General features: G+C 29.4%; 26 protein-coding genes. 24 read left to right on the top strand and 2 right to left on the bottom strand.

Translation table 11 applies throughout. The features are described from left to right. The first annotated feature begins 60 nt into the window (after nucleotides 1-60). The 8 genes from RBU61_RS08200 (at nucleotide 61) to RBU61_RS08165 (ending at nucleotide 4,581) form a co-directional block, all read left to right on the top strand. Nucleotides 61-249 carry a hypothetical protein gene (locus tag RBU61_RS08200; protein WP_308879184.1) on the top strand — a complete coding sequence of 63 codons (189 nt, stop codon included), beginning with the start codon at nucleotides 61-63 and terminating at the stop codon, nucleotides 247-249. Between the two features lie 72 nt (nucleotides 250-321). Next, nucleotides 322-768 (top strand): phage holin family protein, encoded by a 447-nt coding sequence (locus RBU61_RS08195; protein WP_308879183.1) that lies wholly within the window; start codon nucleotides 322-324, stop codon nucleotides 766-768. Next, nucleotides 768-1,475 (top strand): N-acetylmuramoyl-L-alanine amidase, encoded by a 708-nt coding sequence (locus tag RBU61_RS08190; RefSeq protein WP_308879182.1) that lies wholly within the window; start codon nucleotides 768-770, stop codon nucleotides 1,473-1,475. Before RBU61_RS08195 ends, RBU61_RS08190 begins: the two co-directional genes overlap by 1 nt. Before the next feature lie 599 nt (nucleotides 1,476-2,074). Beyond that, nucleotides 2,075-2,224 (top strand): hypothetical protein, encoded by a 150-nt coding sequence (locus tag RBU61_RS08185; protein WP_308879181.1) that lies wholly within the window; start codon nucleotides 2,075-2,077, stop codon nucleotides 2,222-2,224. Nucleotides 2,225-2,523: 299 nt separating this feature from the next. After that, nucleotides 2,524-3,594: a hypothetical protein gene (locus RBU61_RS08180; RefSeq protein ID WP_308879180.1), complete on the top strand. Its 1,071-nt coding sequence runs from the start codon at nucleotides 2,524-2,526 to the stop codon at nucleotides 3,592-3,594. A gap of 25 nt (nucleotides 3,595-3,619) precedes the next feature. Beyond that, the gene (locus RBU61_RS08175; RefSeq protein ID WP_308879179.1) at nucleotides 3,620-4,036 is read left to right on the top strand and encodes a hypothetical protein; all 417 of its coding nucleotides are present in this window, start codon (nucleotides 3,620-3,622) and stop codon (nucleotides 4,034-4,036) included. A gap of 17 nt (nucleotides 4,037-4,053) precedes the next feature. Continuing rightward, nucleotides 4,054-4,344, top strand: a complete 291-nt coding sequence (locus tag RBU61_RS08170; protein ID WP_308879177.1) for a hypothetical protein — start codon at nucleotides 4,054-4,056, stop codon at nucleotides 4,342-4,344. Between the two features lie 129 nt (nucleotides 4,345-4,473). After that, complete coding sequence (locus RBU61_RS08165; RefSeq protein WP_308879176.1) at nucleotides 4,474-4,581, top strand: hypothetical protein; 108 nt, start codon at nucleotides 4,474-4,476, stop codon at nucleotides 4,579-4,581. Between the two features lie 39 nt (nucleotides 4,582-4,620). On the opposite strand, the gene RBU61_RS08160 is transcribed toward RBU61_RS08165, so the two are convergent. Next, entirely contained in the window at nucleotides 4,621-4,791 is a 171-nt protein-coding gene (locus tag RBU61_RS08160) for an aspartyl-phosphate phosphatase Spo0E family protein (RefSeq protein ID WP_308879175.1), read from the bottom strand. A 294-nt stretch (nucleotides 4,792-5,085) separates the two neighbouring features. On the opposite strand from RBU61_RS08160, the gene RBU61_RS08155 reads away from it, so the two are divergent. The 3 genes from RBU61_RS08155 (at nucleotide 5,086) to RBU61_RS08145 (ending at nucleotide 6,713) form a co-directional block, all read left to right on the top strand. After that, nucleotides 5,086-5,298 carry a hypothetical protein gene (locus RBU61_RS08155; protein WP_308879174.1) on the top strand — a complete coding sequence of 71 codons (213 nt, stop codon included), beginning with the start codon at nucleotides 5,086-5,088 and terminating at the stop codon, nucleotides 5,296-5,298. A gap of 196 nt (nucleotides 5,299-5,494) precedes the next feature. Next, nucleotides 5,495-5,644 carry a hypothetical protein gene (locus RBU61_RS08150; RefSeq protein ID WP_308879173.1) on the top strand — a complete coding sequence of 50 codons (150 nt, stop codon included), beginning with the start codon at nucleotides 5,495-5,497 and terminating at the stop codon, nucleotides 5,642-5,644. Between the two features lie 400 nt (nucleotides 5,645-6,044). Continuing rightward, a complete protein-coding gene (locus tag RBU61_RS08145; protein ID WP_308879172.1) occupies nucleotides 6,045-6,713 on the top strand; it encodes a nucleotidyltransferase domain-containing protein in 669 nt (222 codons plus the stop codon). 501 nt (nucleotides 6,714-7,214) lie between these two features. Here RBU61_RS08145 and RBU61_RS08140 read toward each other — a convergent pair. Beyond that, on the bottom strand, nucleotides 7,215-7,622 hold the full coding sequence (locus RBU61_RS08140; protein WP_308879171.1) for a helix-turn-helix transcriptional regulator: 408 nt from the start codon (nucleotides 7,620-7,622) through the stop codon (nucleotides 7,215-7,217). A gap of 32 nt (nucleotides 7,623-7,654) precedes the next feature. Between RBU61_RS08140 and RBU61_RS08135 the strand changes: the two genes are divergently transcribed. From RBU61_RS08135 to RBU61_RS08075, 13 genes are all read left to right on the top strand, one after another. Continuing rightward, a complete protein-coding gene (locus RBU61_RS08135; protein ID WP_308879792.1) occupies nucleotides 7,655-8,143 on the top strand; it encodes an ATP-binding protein in 489 nt (162 codons plus the stop codon). Nucleotides 8,144-8,147: 4 nt separating this feature from the next. Continuing rightward, nucleotides 8,148-9,251, top strand: coding sequence for a DNA-processing protein DprA (gene dprA, locus RBU61_RS08130; protein ID WP_308879170.1), 1,104 nt, complete (start codon nucleotides 8,148-8,150; stop codon nucleotides 9,249-9,251). Between the two features lie 24 nt (nucleotides 9,252-9,275). Next, nucleotides 9,276-11,360 carry a type I DNA topoisomerase gene (topA, locus tag RBU61_RS08125; protein WP_308879169.1) on the top strand — a complete coding sequence of 695 codons (2,085 nt, stop codon included), beginning with the start codon at nucleotides 9,276-9,278 and terminating at the stop codon, nucleotides 11,358-11,360. Nucleotides 11,361-11,486: 126 nt separating this feature from the next. Next, nucleotides 11,487-12,266: a GTP-sensing pleiotropic transcriptional regulator CodY gene (gene codY / locus RBU61_RS08120; protein ID WP_308879167.1), complete on the top strand. Its 780-nt coding sequence runs from the start codon at nucleotides 11,487-11,489 to the stop codon at nucleotides 12,264-12,266. A 226-nt stretch (nucleotides 12,267-12,492) separates the two neighbouring features. Continuing rightward, nucleotides 12,493-12,894 (top strand): flagellar basal body rod protein FlgB, encoded by a 402-nt coding sequence (gene flgB / locus RBU61_RS08115; RefSeq protein ID WP_308879165.1) that lies wholly within the window; start codon nucleotides 12,493-12,495, stop codon nucleotides 12,892-12,894. Nucleotides 12,895-12,896: 2 nt separating this feature from the next. Then, nucleotides 12,897-13,337 (top strand): flagellar basal body rod protein FlgC, encoded by a 441-nt coding sequence (gene flgC, locus RBU61_RS08110; RefSeq protein WP_308879162.1) that lies wholly within the window; start codon nucleotides 12,897-12,899, stop codon nucleotides 13,335-13,337. Between the two features lie 5 nt (nucleotides 13,338-13,342). Beyond that, entirely contained in the window at nucleotides 13,343-13,639 is a 297-nt protein-coding gene (gene fliE / locus RBU61_RS08105) for a flagellar hook-basal body complex protein FliE (RefSeq protein ID WP_308879161.1), read from the top strand. A 24-nt stretch (nucleotides 13,640-13,663) separates the two neighbouring features. Continuing rightward, nucleotides 13,664-15,187 carry a flagellar basal-body MS-ring/collar protein FliF gene (gene fliF, locus RBU61_RS08100; RefSeq protein ID WP_308879160.1) on the top strand — a complete coding sequence of 508 codons (1,524 nt, stop codon included), beginning with the start codon at nucleotides 13,664-13,666 and terminating at the stop codon, nucleotides 15,185-15,187. 11 nt (nucleotides 15,188-15,198) lie between these two features. Then, entirely contained in the window at nucleotides 15,199-16,203 is a 1,005-nt protein-coding gene (fliG, locus tag RBU61_RS08095; RefSeq protein ID WP_308879159.1) for a flagellar motor switch protein FliG, read from the top strand. Then, nucleotides 16,196-16,957 (top strand): FliH/SctL family protein, encoded by a 762-nt coding sequence (locus tag RBU61_RS08090; protein ID WP_308879158.1) that lies wholly within the window; start codon nucleotides 16,196-16,198, stop codon nucleotides 16,955-16,957. Before fliG ends, RBU61_RS08090 begins: the two co-directional genes overlap by 8 nt. Before the next feature lie 4 nt (nucleotides 16,958-16,961). After that, complete coding sequence (gene fliI / locus RBU61_RS08085; RefSeq protein ID WP_308879156.1) at nucleotides 16,962-18,287, top strand: flagellar protein export ATPase FliI; 1,326 nt, start codon at nucleotides 16,962-16,964, stop codon at nucleotides 18,285-18,287. 24 nt (nucleotides 18,288-18,311) lie between these two features. Further along, entirely contained in the window at nucleotides 18,312-18,746 is a 435-nt protein-coding gene (gene fliJ / locus RBU61_RS08080; protein WP_308879790.1) for a flagellar export protein FliJ, read from the top strand. Between the two features lie 11 nt (nucleotides 18,747-18,757). Next, complete coding sequence (locus RBU61_RS08075) at nucleotides 18,758-19,993, top strand: hypothetical protein (RefSeq protein ID WP_308879154.1); 1,236 nt, start codon at nucleotides 18,758-18,760, stop codon at nucleotides 19,991-19,993. The last annotated feature ends 22 nt before the right edge of the window (nucleotides 19,994-20,015 follow it).

The following is a 20,015-nucleotide window of genomic DNA, read 5'->3' as shown; positions in this document are numbered from 1 at the left end:
TTTAAAGCTCCCTAACTAGGTAATAAGCAAGTATAGATATTTAGGAAAGGAGCTGATTACATGAAAGTATATATTATAAGACCAAAGGATTACTTTAAGGTGAATAGCTATATTTACAATTTTAAAAAGCAAGGTAAAAATTGCTATACTAAACATATTAATAAAGAATTATATTTAATAGTTAGTGATAATGCAATAGAAAGGAATCAATTAAATAGTATTATTAAGGAGCTCGAATTACATGAATAATAGAGAAGCTTAGAGATAAAAAAGAACTTACTTAGGTAGGTTCTTTTTTAATGAAATTTTTGGAGGTGCGGAATGGAGAATATAACAAATATAACAAATATAGAAACAAGTAAATTCACAGCAATAGCAATTGTAGGAAGTGCAATAACAAGTCTAATAGGAGGGTGGGATAGAGCATTGCAAACATTACTAATATTTATGGCAATAGATTATATTTCAGGACTTGTTGTTGCAGGTGTATTTAAAAAATCAAATAAGACAGAATCAGGAGGATTAGGTTCTAGAGCAGGGTGGGAAGGTATATTTAAAAAGGTTATGACTTTGTTTTTGGTGTTAATGGGAAATCAATTAGATTTATTACTTCAAGTTGAATATGTAAGATATGGACTGATTATTGCTTTCATGATAGATGAAGGTATGAGTATAATTGAAAATGCGGGTTTAATGGGGATACCTATCCCAAAACTATTGTCTGATTCATTTGATATATTAAGGAAGAAAGAAGAGGTGAAGCAATAATGAAAGTATTTTTAGAACCGGGACATGGCGGAAAAGATCCAGGAGCCTTAGGTAATGGAATGCAAGAAAAAGATATAGCATTATCAGTAACATTAAAAGTAGGAGAAATATTAAAAAGACATAATGTAGAAGTGATATATTCAAGGACCACAGATGTATTCTTAGAACTATCAGAACGTACTAGTTTAGCAAATAAAGCTAATGCAGATATATTTGTATCTATACATTGTAATGCTGCCGAAAATGTAGACGGTAAAGGTGTAGAGACATTTAGTTATCCAGGCAGTGTTAAAGGTACTGCTTTAGCAAAATGTATCCAGGATAGCATAATATCTAGTAAAGTTTATACTTTAAATAGAGGAATTAAAACAGCTAATTTTGTAGTATTAAGACAAAGTAATATGCAGTCAGCTTTAGTAGAATTAGCTTTTATTACTAATATAGATGATTCTAAGATATTAAAAAATAAGCAAGAAGAATTAGCCTTAGCAGTAGCAAAAGGGATATTGAATTATTTAGGAGTGAAATATATGGAAAGTAAATCTAATTTAATTAAAATGAATCTTCATGGTAAAGATTTAGAAGTAGAAGGAATAATTGAAAAGAGTGATAAAGGCAGTACAAACTATGTTCCAGTTAGATTTCTAGAAGAGTTTGGATATAAAGTAGGATATAAAGACGGAAAAGTAATAATAGAATATAAATAATTATTGAGGCCCTGGAGTAAAATCTAGGGCTTTTTTTATTTTTATAGATATTTGTTATGGTATAATTTGGAGTATGTAATAATAGATGGGCAACAGAAAATTAGATATAATTAAAAAGGGGGTATTTATGTTTTGGAAAGAATTAATGTGTTCTTCAGGATGTGTTTTTGTTCATTGATATTGATATTTTATCGTGGTTTTTATTTATTAGAAGGAGGTATCTCGCCATTTTATAATTTCTTTGGGGGGTTCCCTCGTTGGTTAGATTTAATTATATTTAAATTATTATCTATAATTAGTATTGTTGGAAGTTTTATTTTGTTTTATTCTTTAATTAACTTTTTCATAGAATGCTTTAATTATCTTAAAATAAAAAAATAATAAAATTTGAGATGTTATAAATCAGCATAAACTTACCCTCTATATTAACTTTATAGAGGGTGTCAATTATATGCTAATGCTAATGCAATTGTATTGATGAAGTGTGCAATTGCTATAATGAGTTAATATCGCTTTGAAATAGAATTAGATGAAAAAGAAGGAGTTTTAAAACTTATGTAGAAATATATAAGTAAATCTTATATAAGGGGCGATAAATTATGTTAGAGGGTTTATTATTTATATCTAAGGATTTATTATATTCTTTGGAGAATATGAAATTTACAGAAGATGAAAGAAACTACATGGCTGGTGTATTGAAAAAAGTTATAGATGTATCGTTAGTAGAATTAGAACAAGAAAAAATGTAGTATAGAGTTTTGAGAGCTAAGGTATTAATTAACCTCTTGCTTACCATACAAGAGATTGAGGTTTTTAATTACAAGATATTCAATTATTTTCATTAAAATATCACCAACAACATAGTGGTATAGAGGATGGAGACTTATTATATGCAACTAATTCTAAGAATTTACTACATTAGAAATATTTATTACAATATTATATAGATATGACAAGGCTCTAGAGTAAAATCTAGGGCTTATTTTTTTGTGTTGCATATTTTCTCTCATTATATTAAAATATTGATTAATTGAGGGGGGAATAAGCAATGGAGATTAGAGATATTGTTTTCCCAGCAGATTTTTTAAATTTAACCAAGGAAGATACTGATAAAATAATAAATGAAATGGAATTAAATATTGATGTAGATACTGATGTCAAGATACATCTTTACAATATTAAAAATCAGCTTTTCATAGATAGTAGTGTTTCTTCATTGATCAAAGATAAAATTTTTGCTGGCAAGACATCTGTAAAATGGTATAAATTTGAATTTAGCGAAGAGGAAAAAGCAGGTATAATAGAAAGAATAGAATCAGAATCAAATTTTTACAACGTAGTACTTCCCATTGATACATCTCAGATTAATTTACCAGTTAAGTATACTTGTATAAAGATTGGTGACAATAAGTATATGATGAGAATCATGAATCCAACGGGATCAAGAACGATAAATACGGGGAAAGAGATAAGTAAAATTAAATCTGTAAATAACATAACAGTAATAATTGATATAGATAGAAAATACATTGAAGTAAGAAGCGATAATGTTTCTGCGAGGAAAATAATAAATAATATAATAGCTCCTTTAATCGGAAAGGAAATTATAGAAGTAAGTATCTTAAAAAATTATAACGATTGTTTGGAAACTTTTAGAAATTCCTTAAATAATGGAAAATTTGTAGATGTAACCTCGAAGCCTGATTTGAATATTATATTAACAAGGGCACAAAATGAAAGATTAGTTAATACATTGAAAGCTTTAGATGAATATTTTATTAATAAAGATATTGAAGGTTTAAAAACTGAGCTATTAGAAGTAGAGTTAGGGACGGAAGAAATCCCCTTTACACAATTATTTTTAGCAGGATTATCTCAAATTGGAATGGCAACAAGGATTGATATCGATGAAGACTTAACAGATCAATCCTTATATGGGATACTAAAGTCATATATGACTAATCAGAGAGGGTTTATTAATTTTACGTTAAATGATGAATTAGGAATACCGCATTATTATACTATTCAAGTTGGAATAAAAACAACAAATAGTATAAGCTTTAAGTCTTCAGCTACAGAACAATCAATACAATATATTAGAAACAAAATTTTAGGGTAATAATATAATGAAAGGAGGAAACGGTATGCAAAACAAATATGAAATCAATAGTAAAATTGATAGTTATATAGAGCGACTAAGTAATAGTGGAATTATAAAAAGTTTTTATCCAAATGCTATAACTAAGGCCTTAGATATACCATTGACTCCTACTTTAGAAAGATTAAATAGACTAGTTGAAGATGAAGTTTTAGAATTAAAATTTGAAATTAGGTGCCATGAAGGATCTCATGTAATTGATATTTTAAATGATTATAGTAAGTATCTTGATAAAGAAGTATACTGTATATATTGTGGAGAATATGTATATATCGATATGAGTAATATATCTCCAATATATTACATTAGAGAAGAATACAAGGAATATTTAAAAAAAAAGAACAAAATGAATATAGAGAGACACAAAGAAATATATTTGAAAGAACTCCCGATAACAGTATAAGCCTACAAGAAATAATAGTGATTGTAGCACAAGAAAATGAAACAATGTTAAGAGAATCTAAAGAAGACTCATTAATACTCCAAGATGATAGATCAGATTCAGCAAAAGATAAGTATGAAAAATTAAAAGAACTTGTTGAGTTTGATAATATTATAGAAACTTTATCGAATGAAAGTTTATTAAAAACTATTTTTAGTAGTACTGCTATACTGCCTTTGTTGATGCCATTAGTAGTTCACTATTATCCACAACTACCATATATTAAGCAGAACTTAGAAATGATGAAGCTATTAAAAAATAAAAAATAGGCTTAACTATAATATGGATCCTCTATTAACATATCACTAGATAAATTGATAGAGGATCCATATTATTATTTAAAACCCTCTTTACACAGAACGAATGTTCTGATATAATCCAGTAAAGGGGGAATCTATATGTTAACTGAAAGAGAAGAAGAAGTATTAAATATAATAGTAGATTATATAAAACAAAATGAATATGCTCCCAGCGTGAGAGAAAAGAAAATCTTCCTAGAGCATTAAAAGTTATTAGACCAGAAAGTTAATTCTGGTCTTTTGTTATTATAATTTTCCAGCAATTAAATTATTGTATCTAGTTATAACGATATTAAGTTCTTGACTAGCTTTAATAATTTCGGGATCTTGTAAATTGAAATCCTTCTTTTCAATCAATTCATTTAAGTTTTTCTTTAATGTATCAATATCTTTAATTAATTCTTCTATCTCAGACAAGTTAACACCTCCTACTAACAATAGGATGTGTTAAATAAATTTAAATATACTTTGAGACTCTAGAGTAAAATCTAAGGTCTTTTTTATTTATCAAAGAAAATTTGGACAGAAAATTACTTGTTTCATCGTAATTCGTAAAGTTTTGATAGTGTATTTTATATAAATTTATAAAATTTAGTATAATAATAGCAGATCATATCGTAGTCTGGATTATCTTTCTTTTTTTTAGAAAAAGGGATTATCGTCTTCTTTGAAGAATTATATAATTAGAAAAATAAAAGGAGGTGACAAACAATGAAAAGAGCAACAAAGATTTTACTACTTCTTATGGTATGTATCATGGTGTTTGGGTCTACATTATCTGCTTATGCAGGGCCAGTATGTTGTACACATATGAACATATCCACTAGATATGAACCAGCTCATCCAGGGACTTATATAATTAACTATTGCACTAATTGTGGAACAATTCATTCCAGAAAATGGATACGACAAGGCATGAATTAGAAACAGTTAGGTTCAGGGGAAACTCTGAACCTAATTATTTTTAAAAATAAGAAATTAATTACTGAAGTTATAGACTGAGGGAAGCGTATCACTTTCTTCTGGTCTTTTTTATTTAAAAAACTTTTTCAAAAAAGAAGGATTTTCTTATTCCTATGTGGAATTAAAGTATAAAATTCTATTCAAAGGGTGATAAATAATGGTAGTTGACCTATTATTTATAGCTAGAGATTTATTGTATTCTTTAGGTATTATGAAATTTACAGAAGATGAAAGAAACTACATGGCTGGTGTATTGAAAAAAGTTATAGATGTATCGTTAGTAGAATTAGAACAAGAAAAAATGTAGTATAGAGTTTTGAGAGCTAAGGTATTAATTAACCTCTTGCTTACCATACAAGAGATTGAGGTTTTTAATTACAAGATATTCAATTATTTTCATTAAAATATCACCAACAACATAGTGGTATAGAGGATGGAGACTTATTATATGCAACTAATTCTAAAAATTTACTACATTAGAAATATTTATTACAATATTATATAGATATGACAAGGCTCTAGAGTAAAATCTAGGGTCTTTTTTGGTACTATAAAAGTGTAGATATAACACTCAAAAATGAGTGGAACATTCACACTTATTTTATTTTATAATTAATGTTATAATTGGTATATAGGCAAACTTTAACAAGTGTATATTTGTAATTATGCTAGAGTTAGTATTGTCTTTGATTAGAAAGGAGGCTATTATGCTTAACTTTGAAATAGATTATCCTTCATCAAATTATAAAAATTATATTGAATCTGTTTATGAATTTTGTAAAAATAATAGATTTTCAATGATTTTAAAGGGATCTTTAGCAAAAGGCACAGCAACAAAATTTTCTGACATAGACTTAATAATTTTAGGCAACATTGATAGTCATGGAGTTGATGAAATAATTTCACTCTATGGCAATCCAGTAATGATTAATTTTACTGAAAACCCTAAAGGTATATTAATCTTGGTTTATCAGGATAACATTTCTGTCGATTTGGACATAAGGGAAACAATTTCACAACAAGACTTGCAAAACAGTATAGTTCTTTTGAAATATGATACAAACTTTATCATAGATAATAAAGAAATTATAAGAAAACAATTAGAATCTAATTACATATCTAATAGGCCAGAATGGTATAAGGTATTAAGGTTATTGCATAGAGGAACTATAAAGTATCTATCTAATAAAACTGACAGTGCATATGATTTATTAGAAGAAATTAAAGAGAGTCTTATTTCATTAAAAATTACTGATTTAAGTTTTAATAATAATTTTGAAGATGATATAAAATGTATTTTTGATAAACTTTGTAAAAAATTTGAAGTGGATTCGCAAATTGAAGTTTTATTTCACAATCTCTTCAAAGAATTTTAGAAACTGAATATTTTTTAAAAGTTGGATTATGTGAAGTCTGTTTACTTCCCATAAATGTTTATATATTTCAACACTGTTCATATGTATTTAAAGAATTTAGAATTAAAAGGATGGATCGAGAGAAGAGAAAACCTTCCTAGAGCATTAAGAGTTATTAGCCTAGAAAATCAATTCTGGTCTTTTTTTATTTTCGAAGGAGTTTTTAAACTTATGTAGAATCTATTCTAGGGGTGATTCTATGAGATTTAACTGGAAAAACGTGTTTATACTACTTTTAGTAGGCACAATAGGACTTGTATTAGGTGTTATTATGACATTTTAAGCTTCAATAAAATATTTGCTTAATTAAAGATAATCATAAGAAAATACCTCCAAGTAGATAGTCTGTTTTTTAATTATACTGTCTACTTTGGAAGTATCATATCACTAATTTATTAATAAAAGGTATAAATATAGTTGGAGAGGTGATAGAATGATATTGAATGAAACAATTCCTTCCTATTATATATAGCCTATTTTTGTATAAATTATTTTTAGTGTATCTGGATTAGATAATATATTATTTTCATAATCTTGTATAGTTGATTTATGCAAGCTACATTTCTTTGCAAGCTGTTCCTGAGACAATCCTAGGATCATTCTATATTTATATATTATTTGTCCTTGAGTTTCTTCTGGCCAGCTATCAGTGCCTAGCAAATATATATTATTTGTATTTAAAGCTTGACTTAATTTCAACAAACTGTTAATATTAGGAGTTGTCCGAGATTTCTCAATATTACTAATTGTTTCTGCGGACATACAAGCTTTTTTGGATAATTCTTTAATCGTAAGATTTTGTAGTAGCCTTGACTTCCTAACTCTTTCTCCCAAGGATGACTCAGGAAGAGAATTTATATCATTGTACATACATTCTAAAGTAATAGTTTTGCTTTTTGCTAATGCACCCTTGTCCATGTGGTTTTTTTGGGGATCCTCTACATGAATGTACTTGTTCTCAAGGACAGATAGATAGATATTTAGGGAAAATTAGCAATCCTTTACTTGATAGAATAGATATTCACATTGAAGTCTCTCCAGTAAAATATAATGACTTACAGAACCAAAATAATGAAGAGTCATCAGCGCTTATTAGAGCGAGAGTTAAGAAAGCTAGAGATATTCAGTTGAAAAGGTTTAAAAATAATAAAATATTTAGCAATTCACAGATACCACCTAAGGATATGAAAAAGCATTGTAAGTTAACCGGTGATTCAGAGGATATTATGAATCAGGCCTTTGAAAAGTATAAATTTAGTGGAAGAACATATAATAGGTTGCTTAAGGTATCTAGAACAATTGCAGACTTAGATGGAGAAGAAAAAATACAAGATAGACATATATTGGAGGCCATTAGATATAGAACATTAGATAATAAATATTGGGGGTAGACTAATGGATATTGCTGAAAGAGAAATTCTTATTTGGTTAAGTAGCTTAGGAATAGGAAATAGTAATATAGATAAGATTACCAATTCCTTTAAGGATTTGAGAGAATTTTGGGAAGCCCCTAATGATGAAGTTTACTCTATAAATAATATAAAAAAAGAAGTAAAAGAAAAACTAGTATATTATAAAAATAAAGAGAATATAAAAAAGTTGTTTTATAATATAGAAAAACAAAATATTAATATACTAACTATATATGACGAAAATTATCCAAAAAGGTTAAGATATATAGATGATAGTCCAAAAGTACTTTATGCAAAAGGCAATATCTTACAAGAAGATAGTCTAGGAATAGCCATAGTTGGATCTAGAAAGGCCACTGCCTATGGAAAATGGGCCTGTGAAAAATTTACTAAGGAACTAGTAAATTTAGGAATTACAATTATTAGTGGCTTAGCTTTGGGTATAGATGCTATAGCTCATAAGACTGCCTTAGATAATGGAGGAAGAACAATTGGAGTTATTGGAAATGGAATAGATATAATTTACCCAAAGAAAAATCTACATTTATATAAGGATGTAGAAGAACAAGGCTGTGTGGTTTCTGAATTTCCTCTAGGGACTCCACCTTTAGCCTATAATTTTCCTCAAAGAAATAGAATAATATCAGGACTATCCTTAGGAGTCGTAGTAATCGAAGCTCAAGAAAAATCAGGATCTTTAATTACAGCTCATCACGGATTAGAACAAGGTAAGGATATTTTCGCTTTACCTGGCAATATTAACAGTATATTTAGTAGTGGAACAAATAAACTAATTAAAGATGGTGCAAAGCCACTTTTAGAAATAGACGATATTATTGAAGAAATTCACCAAATTCAAGATAAGCTATCTTCACAGAAGAAACATAGTAAAAGGGAAATTGATTATTCAAATTATAGCGAAACAGAGATAAGATTAATCAAAATTTTAGAAACTGAACCTATGCACTCAGATACTATTTCATATAAACTAGGAATAGACATAGCTACATTAAATAGTATATTGACCATATTAGAATTAAAAGGTGTAGTTAAGGAATTATCTAGTAGAGTGTTTACTATTTGCTAGATTTACTTAATGGAGGTGTAAATATTGCAAAAAAATTTAGTAATAGTCGAGTCACCAGCTAAAGCAAAGACCATTGAAAGGTTTTTAGGAAAGAATTATAAAGTGGTGGCTTCAGTAGGACATATAAGAGACCTACCAAAGAGTACCTTGGGAATTGACATTGATAAACAATTTGAACCTAAATATATAACTATCAGAGGTAAAGGTCCTGTAATAAAAGAATTAAAAAATGAAGCAAAAAAATCAAATAAGATATTTCTTGCAACAGACCCAGATAGAGAAGGGGAAGCAATATCATGGCACCTAGCTTATATTTTAGGTATAGATGAGAATGACAAAGTTAGAGTAGAATTTAACGAAATAACTAAAGATGCTATAACTACTGCAATTAAGAAGCCAAGAAAGCTAAATATATCTTTAGTTGATGCTCAGCAAGCCAGAAGAATATTAGATAGGCTTGTAGGATATAAGATAAGCCCGTTATTATGGAGAAAAATAAGAAAAGGTTTAAGTGCTGGTAGAGTACAATCTGTAGCAGTTAAGCTAATTTGTGATAGAGAGAATGAAATTCAAAACTTTATACCTGAAGAATATTGGAGTATAAAAGCAAATTTAGAAAAAGATAAAGAGAAATTTGAAGCTAGCTTCTATGGTGAAAACTCTGGAGATAAAGAAAAGAAACTTGATTTAAAGAATAAATCTGAAGTAGATAGAATTTTAAACAAAATAGATTTAGAAAATTTTGTTGTAACTAATGTGAAAAAAGGAACTAAAAGAAGAAATCCATATCCCCCATATACTACTAGTACCATGCAACAGGATGCATCAAAAAAATTAGGTTTTACTACAAAAAAGACTATGATAATTGCTCAACAATTATATGAGGGAATTGATATAAAAGGAGAAGGCTCCGTAGGATTAATTACTTATATGAGAACTGACTCCACAAGAGTTTCAAAAGAAGCTATCCAATCAGCGGCTTTATTTGTTAAGGAAAGCTACGGAGACAAGTATACAAATGGTGGAAATGATTATACAAATAAATCTAAGAAGGATTCTCAAGATGCTCACGAAGGAATAAGACCTACTGACATACTTAGAACTCCTATTTCCATTAAGGATTCCTTGTCTCAAGATCAATTTAAACTTTATAAGATGATTTGGGAAAGATTTTTAGGTTCTCAAATGACTCCAGCAATTTATAATACTATTTCCGTTACAATAAATAGTAATGATGTTTTATTTAAATCTAATGGATCAAAGCTTATGTTTGATGGGTTTTTAAAGATTTATATTACCAGTGATGAAGAAGAGAAAGATATGCAAATACCTTTATTAGACATAGGAGACAAACTAATAGTAAATGGGATTAAACCAAATCAGCATTTTACTCAGCCGCCAGGTAGATATACAGAAGCATCATTGATTAAAGTATTAGAGGAACTGGGAATTGGTAGACCTAGTACATTTGCACCTACAATAGCTACTATTTTATCAAGAGATTATGTTAATCTAGATAAGAAATCATTTATTCCTACAGAATTAGGAATTTTAGTAAATGAATTGTTAATAGAGTATTTTAAAGATATTGTAAATGAGGAATTTACAGCAGAGTTAGAAGAGAAACTAGATGAAATTGCTGAAGGAGATTTGCCTTGGGTTAAAGTAGTTGAAGACTTCTATAAAGATTTTGCCGTAGTATTAAAAAAGGCTGAAGAAGAAATTGAAGAAATTGAAATTAAAGATGAAGTATCTGATGTAATATGCGAAAAATGTGGAAAAAACATGGTAGTAAAACATGGAAGGTTTGGTAAGTTTTTAGCATGCCCAGGATACCCTGAATGTAAAAATACTAAGGCCATAGTAGATGAACTGGATGTTAAATGCCCTAAATGCGATGGTAATCTTGTAAAAAGAAGATCTAAAAAGGGTAGATATTTCTATGGCTGTAGCAATTATCCGAAATGTGATTTTGTCTCATGGGATGAGCCAGTAAAAGAAAAATGTCCTCAATGTAAAGGCATTATGGTCATAAAGAGAACTAAAAAAGAAAATAAAATCAAGTGCATAAACAAAGATTGTGGCTATACTGAAATTGGAAAAGTATAAATAATTAAAATTTTCTGTACAATCTTATGTTTTTATAGTAAAATTATATATGATAATTTAAATATTACAATAAATGAAAAAACATTATAGACAATCAATTATACTTTATAAAAGGAGGATTAATTAGTGGAAAATTTATTACAAAAGACTAGAAGATTAAACAAGACATTGCAAGGGTATGGTACAAAACCTGTTTCCTTTTCAGAATTAAGTGGTATTTTAAGCAATATACTTGATGCAAATGTATATATAGCTAGTACTAGTGGAAAAGTATTAGGTTATGAATTAGCTACTGGATTTGAATGTGATATTATTCAATCAGAAATAGTCAAGGAAAAGAGATTTCCTAAAAAATACAATGAGGAATTATTGAAATACAATGAAACCAATGAAAATGTAAGGGAAATTACAGACTGTGTTTTTGATCAGATATCAGAATGTAGTTATCCAGACAAAGTTTCAACTATAATTCCAATAAATAGTGGTGGCAAAAGACTAGGTACTTTGGTTTTAGCAAGATTTGGAAAAGAGTTTACTGAAGAGGATTTGGTTTTAGCTGAATATAGTGCCACAATTGTAGGAATGGAAATATTAAGAGCAAAATCCGAAGAAATAGAAGAAGATGCAAGAAAGAAATCTGTTGTTCAAATGGCCATAGGAACTCTTTCATATTCAGAATTAGAAGCCATGGAGCATATATTCAGAGAATTAGAAGGAAGTGAAGGGTTACTTGTTGCAAGTAAAATAGCCGACAGAGTAGGAATAACTAGATCCGTCATAGTAAATGCACTAAGGAAGTTTGAAAGTGCAGGGGTTATAGAATCAAGATCTTTAGGAATGAAAGGAACACATATTAAGATATTAAATGATAAGTTAATAGATGAACTTTTAAAGTCAAAAGAATAGTATTTTTACTATTCTTTTTTCTTTAGGACTTTAGTAATGTTTTGCAAAATCAGAGGACTTAATCGATTTTAGGGCTTGAATAAAATATGTGGAAACTGTAGAATAGTAATATAATATCGGAAAAGGTAAAAATAGGAAGAAAAAAGGCGTAAAATGACTTATGTCATAATTTAATATATTATTTTAATTAAAATATAATTATATTATAAAATAGTGAGGTGATTTAATGTTTAAGGGTATGTATAATAATATCAATTTTTATCAAAAAGCCTTAGATGGAACTTGGGAAAGAAATAAAGCTATATCCCATAATATAGCCAATGAAAATACTCCAAATTATAAGAGAAAAGTAGTAGCTTTTGAAGAACAATTAACCGAAAGCATAAAAAGTAAGAAGATTAATTTAGCAAAAACCCATGAGAATCACATTGGAATAGGTAAAGACACTTTTTCGCCTGTAGTTACAGAAGATAAATCTATATCATATAGAATAGATGGAAATAATGTGAATATAGATACAGAGTCTGCAGACTTAGCTAAAAACACTATTATGTATGATGCCTTAGTACGACAAATAATTGGTGAATTCGATAAAATTAAAAATGTTATTACTGAAGGGAGTAAATAATTATGAGTATTTTTAATCCAATTAATGTATCGGCAAGTGCTTTAACAGCTGAAAAGACTAGAATAGACATAATTACAAAAAATATGGCAAATGCAAATACTACAAGATCAACTGGGGGGATGCCTTATAGAAGACAAATGGCTGTATTTGAAGAAAACAAGTCAACGTCATTTTCAGAACAATTAAGTAAGTATACTAATAAGATAGGTGGTAAAGGAGTAAAAATTAGTAAAATAGTTGAAGATGAATCTCCTTTCAAACTGGTATACGAACCAGGGCATCCAGATGCTGACGAAAATGGTTACGTTCAAAAACCAAATGTAGATACTGTAAAAGAAATGGTAGATTTAATTAGTGCACAACGTTCTTATGATGCAAATATAACAGCCATGAATGCATCTAAATCTATGCTTATGAAAGCTCTAGACATTGGTAGGAGGTAAGAAAATTGGATATAAATAAAATTAATAATTATAATAGTTTAATATCTAAAATGGATAATCAGATAGTAAATAATAAGACAGAAAATAGCTTTGGTGACCTACTAAGTAATGCATTAGATAAAGTTAATGAAATGCAGTTAGAAAGTCAAGAGTATAAGAAAATGTTAGCCATAGGAGAAGTGGACAACCTTCACGATGTTACAATAGCTGCTGATAAGGCAGACACAGCTTTACAGGTTGTTATGGCCATAAGAGGTAAAGTTGTAGAAGCGTATAAGGAAATCATGAGGATTCAAATTTAAGGATAGATAGGGAGAGGTGCAAAAGTGCAAGAATCGATACATAAGTTAAAACTACAAATAACTGAGTACTGGAAAGAAATGGATAAGAAAAAGAAAATTAAATTGGCATTTATTAGCTTATTTGTTATTTTTGCTGTAACTGCACTTATTCTTATGTTGACCCGTACAAAATATGAAGTCCTATATGGAGATTTAGGTTTAAAGGATATGGGACAGATTACTACCAAGTTAGACGAAATGGGAGTTTCTTGGAAAACAGGTGAGGATCAGAAGAGTATTTTAGTACCAGCAGAAAATAAGAATCGTATAAAAATAGAATTAGCTACTTACGGATTACCAAAAGAAGGTTATACATATATGGATGCCTTTAATGATAGTAGTTGGACTATGACAGATTATGATAAAAAACAGAGAATGAAAAAGGCAAGTGAAAGTGAATTAGCATCTACCATATCTGAGATAGATGGGATACATAGTGCAGAGGTATTTATAGATGAAAAAGAGGCCACTAATTTCATATTAGATAATGATGATAATAAAACTACAGCTTCTGTTTTTATTGTAAAAGGAGATAATAGATCATTGTCTTCAGAGAAGGTAAAGGCAATAAAACATCTAGTAGCCAGTTCTATAAATATGGATCCTGAAGATGTTAAAGTAGTAGATAATGAAGGGCGATTATTAGGTGAAGAAGATGAAGAAAATATTTTCTCCCAAGATCAGTTTGAAGTAAAGCATGGAATAGAATCTAAGATAAATGAAAGTATAAAGAAGTTTTTAGGTAATGTTGTTGGATTTAACAACGTAGATGTAATGTCAAGTGTAAAAATTAATATGGACATGGAAAAGACAACTATAACAGAATTTGCTACTCCAATAGAAGGAAACGAAGAAGGATTAATCCGTTCCTTAGAAGAAGTAGAGGAGCATATGGCAGGAGGAGCAGTAGGTGGAGCTGCGGGAACAGACACTAATGTAGAAGATTACACTACAATAGATGATGGCTCAAGCAGATATGACAAAGTAAGCAGGATAATAAATAATGAATTAAATGAAATAAACAAAGAAATTAGCAAGGCACCAGGACAAGTTGAAAGCGTTACTGTAGCAGTATTAGTAAATAAGAATGCATTAGTAGATGGTGAAATGACTCCAGAGATGGAAAAAGAATTTACTGACTTAATATATGCAGCTACTGGTTTAGATACTAAACAAGTTCAAGTAAAAGCAGCAAGTTTCAATAATAATCAAGCTACTGATAATAATATTATTCAAGATGGAAATAATAACTGGCTATATATAGGCCTAAGTATATTGGCACTAATTATATTAATAATAGGTATAATTTTATACAGAAGAAAGAAATCTAGAGAAACTGCTGAGGCAGAACTAGAGAGAATGCTTGGAGAAAAATCTGCAATAGAATTGGAAGTCGCAGATCTTGATTTTGAAGCAGAGGAATCAAAAATGAAGGCTCAAATTGATAGATTTATTGAGAAAAAGCCTGATTCCGTTGCTCAATTGCTTAGAAATTGGTTAAATGAATAGGAGAATTTAATATGTCTAGGAGACAGTTTAGTGGAAAAGAAAAGGTGGCAATACTACTTATTGCCCTAGGACCTCAGAAATCTGCTGAGATATTTAAACATTTAAATGAAGAAGAAATAGAAGAACTAACTCTGCAAATTGCAAACATGAGAATGGTTTCTCCAGAAGAGAAACAAACAGTAATTGAAGAATTTTATCAAATATGTTTGGCACAGGAATATATTTCTGAAGGTGGAATTAATTATGCCAAGGACGTATTAGAAAGAGCATTGGGATCTGATAAAGCCATCGACATAATTAGTAAACTTACATCTTCATTACATGTAAGACCTTTCGAATTCATAAGAAAGGCTGACCCTAATCAACTTTTAAACTATATACAGAATGAACATCCGCAAACAATTGCGTTGATATTATCTTACTTAGGGCCAGGACAGGCTGCACAATTGCTTTCAAGCTTATCACCTGAAAAACAATCAGATGTTACAAGAAGGATAGCAATAATGGATAGGACATCACCAGAGGTAGTAAAGGAAATAGAGTCAATTTTAGAGAGTAAGTTCTCAAATATATTGGCACAAGACTATACGACTACTGGTGGTATAGGAGCAGTTGTAGATATACTTAACTCTGTAGATAGAAGTACAGAAAAGAATATTATGGAAGAATTAGATACTAGAGATGCAGAATTAAGTGAAGAAATCAGGAAAAGAATGTTTGTATTTGAAGATATTATTACTCTTGATAATAGAAGTATTCAAAGAGTTATTAGAGAAATCGATAATGCACAATGGGCTATTGCTCTTAAAGGTGCAAGTGAAGAAGTTAAAAACCTTATATTCACTAATATGTCAAAACGTCTAGTTGAGATGATTAAAGAGGATATAGAGTTTATGGGTCCTGTTCGTATTAGAGATATGGAAGACTCACAGCAAAATATAGTAAACATCATTAGGAAATTAGAAGATGATGGAGAGATAATTACTCCTAGAGGAGGAGATGAGATAATTGTCTAATGTTATAAAATCCTTTAGAGTAATAGAGACAGAATCTAAAAAGATAATAGATGATAGTGAAAATAAAAAAGTAATAGAAAAAATCATAGAAGATGCAAGAGAAGAAGCAGAAAAAGAATATGAAATAATCATAGATGAAGCAAAAGAAGAAGCTCTTAAAATAATAGAAGATTCAGAAGGACAAAAAGAATCTATGATAAATGATGCATATGTGAAGGCAAAGGAAATCCTAGAGGAGCATAAGGCAATCGGATATGATGAAGGTCATGAAGCAGGCTATAAAGGAGGTTATGAAAAGGGATATAATGAGGGTAAAGTCGAATCTAGTCAATTAATAAAAGAGGCTCTTGATATAAAGAATGACTATATATCTACTAAGGACAAGCTTCTTAAAGAATTAGAGGAAGATATAATTGAACTAGTAATAAATATTTATGAAAAGGTTATAGATAAAAAAACAGAAGAGGATAATGAACTTATTGTATCCCTAGTATTAAACGGAATTAGTAATTTAGATTTAACGGACAAGTTAACCATCGTAGTCTCTAAAGAAGATTATAATATATTGGAAATGGCAAAAGAGGAAATATTAGCCAAGGCCAGTATGATAACAGAACTTGATATTAAATATGATATTTCTCTAGTAAAAGGAGATTGCATTTTAGAGACATCTAAGGGAAATATAGATGCAAGTCTTGAAAATCAATTGGAAGAAGTAAAAGAACTTTTAACAACAATATTAAATAATGAGTGATGATATGGAAGATACAATTAATATTAAAAAATATACCATGGCAGTAAAAGAGAAAAGGTTTATGAAATATACTGGAAAAATAACAAAGGTTACAGGACTCACTATTGAGTCAAATGGACCAATGGCAACTATTGGTGAACTTTGCTACATATATCCGTATAAGAGTGACAAGCCTATTCTTTCTGAAGTAGTTGGATTTAAAGAGGATAAGATTCTTCTCATGCCTCTAGGGGAAATGGAAGGGATAGCTAGTGGAAGTATAGTAGTAGGTAGTGGAAAAACTCTTAGGGTCAACGTAGGAGATGAATTAATAGGAAGGGTTCTTGATGGACTAGGAAATCCTATGGATGGCTTAGGTTCCATTAAGTCTAATAAATATTATCCCGTTTCCAGTTCACCACCAAGTCCATTAGATAGAATGGTTATAAAGGAACCGCTATCTGTAGGGGTTAGAGCTATAGATGGTCTATTGACCTGTGGAAAAGGTCAGAGAGTAGGTATTTTTGCAGGTTCCGGAGTAGGTAAAAGTACACTAATGGGCATGATCTCTAGAAATAGTACTGCAGATGTAAATGTCATAGGTTTAATAGGAGAGCGTGGAAGGGAAGTTAATGAATTTATTCAAAATGATTTAAGAGAAGAAGGATTAAAAAAATCTGTTGTAGTTGTAGTCACTTCAGATCAACCTGCCTTAATAAGAGTTAAAGGTGCAATGGTAACTACTGCAATAGCAGAGTACTTTAGAGATCAAGGTCTAAATGTAATGTTACTTATGGACTCTCTAACCAGGTTTTCCATGGCACAACGTGAAATAGGATTAGCCATAGGAGAGCCACCAGTAACTAGAGGATATACTCCTTCTGTTTTCGCTACTATGCCAAGGTTACTCGAAAGAACAGGAGCCTCAGATAAAGGAACTATTACAGGACTTTATACAGTCTTAGTAGATGGAGACGATTTAACTGAGCCTATAACAGATACTGCAAGAGGGATATTAGATGGTCATATTGTATTATCTAGAAAACTTGCAAATGCCAATCATTATCCAGCCATAGATGTTCTTGCTAGCATAAGTAGGGTAATGCCTAATATAGCAGATAAGGAACATATTAAAATAGCAGGTTCCATAAAAGATATTATGGCTACTTATCAAGAAGCTGAAGACTTGATAAATATTGGAGCATATAAACGAGGTTCGAACAAGAAAATTGATACAGCTATTGATTTAATCGATGATATAGAAAACTTTTTAAGACAAGAAACTCAAAAAACATCAACCTTTGAGGAGACATTAGAACTAATGAACACAATTTCTACAAAATTAAATTAAAAACTCATGGAGGTACATTGATTGATGAATTATAGTTTTAAGCTAGAAAAGGTTCTAAACTACAAAGAAAACATTGAAGACTTAAAAAAATCTAAGTATGGAGACATAAATTCAAGAGTAAACAATGAAGAAGAAAGATTAATAGGTTTTAATCAACATAAAGAAAATTTAGTTGTAGAAAAAAACAAATCAGTGAAAAGCACTAGTATAGGTAATTTAAAACTATATAATAGTTATTTGCAGGATATCTCCGTAACTATTCAAAATCAAGAAAGAAAAATAGAAGAGATGAAAGTGGAACTAGAAGAAGCTAAGGAAGAACTTTTAGTTGCTATGCAGGAAAAAAAAGCTTTTGAAAAGTTAAAAGAAAATGATTATAAAGAATTTATTATAGAATCTAAGAGGCAAGAGGAAAAGTTACTTGATGGTATAGTTACATTTAATACTAGCCAACAATAGGGGGCAAATAAATGGAAACAACAAACATTGAAAGAGGAAATAAAAACAACAAAATATCTAGGATTATATCTATTGTAATTATTAGTATAGTTCTTGTACCTTTAGGAATAACGATTCTTATTTATAGCACAAATAAAAACTTTAAGAATAATACAAACAAAATGTTATCTAAGATGCCAGGTATAATAGGTGAGCACTTTAGAAATTATCCTACAGAGGTTGAGAAAGATGAAAAGATAAATTATCTTTCCAAACATTATATAGATTTAGATCCAAGTGTGGCAGCAGATAAGATGTATATAATCAAAAAGGATGATGAAAAGCTCTATATAGATATTTTAAAGGAAATGAATAATATTTCTAATTCCAAAACTGAAGAAATAGTATTGAAAGTTAGAAACATGGAGCTAAGAAAAGATCTACTATTTTCCATATATGAAGAGGCTCAGGAAGAAGAAAAAGAGCAATTTCAACTAGAGGTAAGTAGAATTGAAAGACAAGACATATTAACCTCCTTGTTGGAAATAGAAAAAAAGTTTTCAGATAGGGAATTTTTAAAAGTTTTAAGCGAAGTTAAAACTGATAAATTAGGAGAAATATTATATTATGTTGACTCTGATATAAGAGCTTATATTACAAATACTTTTAAAGAAACCAAAAAGACTTCAATTGAAGGAGTAATTAATGAAAAGACTAATGAAATAAACACTTTAATAGATGTGGCAAAAGTATATGAAACTAAGCCCTTAGATATGTCCATAGAAACCATTGGAAATACAGAGGCTTATTCTCTAGATAAATTAGGAACCATATATAGGAATTTATCAATATTAAAGTCAGCTGAATTATTATCAAATATAAAAGATGAAAAGTTTATAGAAGATTTGTTTGCGGCAATAATTCGTGAAGAACAGTTAACAAAATCAGAGACAAATATAACCAGTGATATAAGTAAAACAATGGAGTTTTTAAATGAGTATTCCAATAAGATAAATAACCTTGTTATGATTTATGAGAAAATGGCTCCTGATAAAATAGCGAAAATTGTTGAAAAAATGATGCAGAACACTAACACTATAACTTCCATTGAGATAAATTCAGAAAACATCTATGAATTATCAGATAGAACTATTGTTGTAGACGTATTGTCAAAAATGAAAAATCAAACCTTATCTAAGGTTTTTGATTATATGGAGCCTGATAAGGCTTCACAAATTACTAGACTTTTGGCAAGGCCAAAGGACTAAGAAAAAATGAAAGATTATTTAG

The organism is Tissierella sp. MB52-C2 (assembly GCF_030931715.1).
Lineage (GTDB): Bacteria > Bacillota > Clostridia > Tissierellales > Tissierellaceae > Tissierella.
This window is presented reverse-complemented; position numbering and strand designations above follow the sequence as displayed.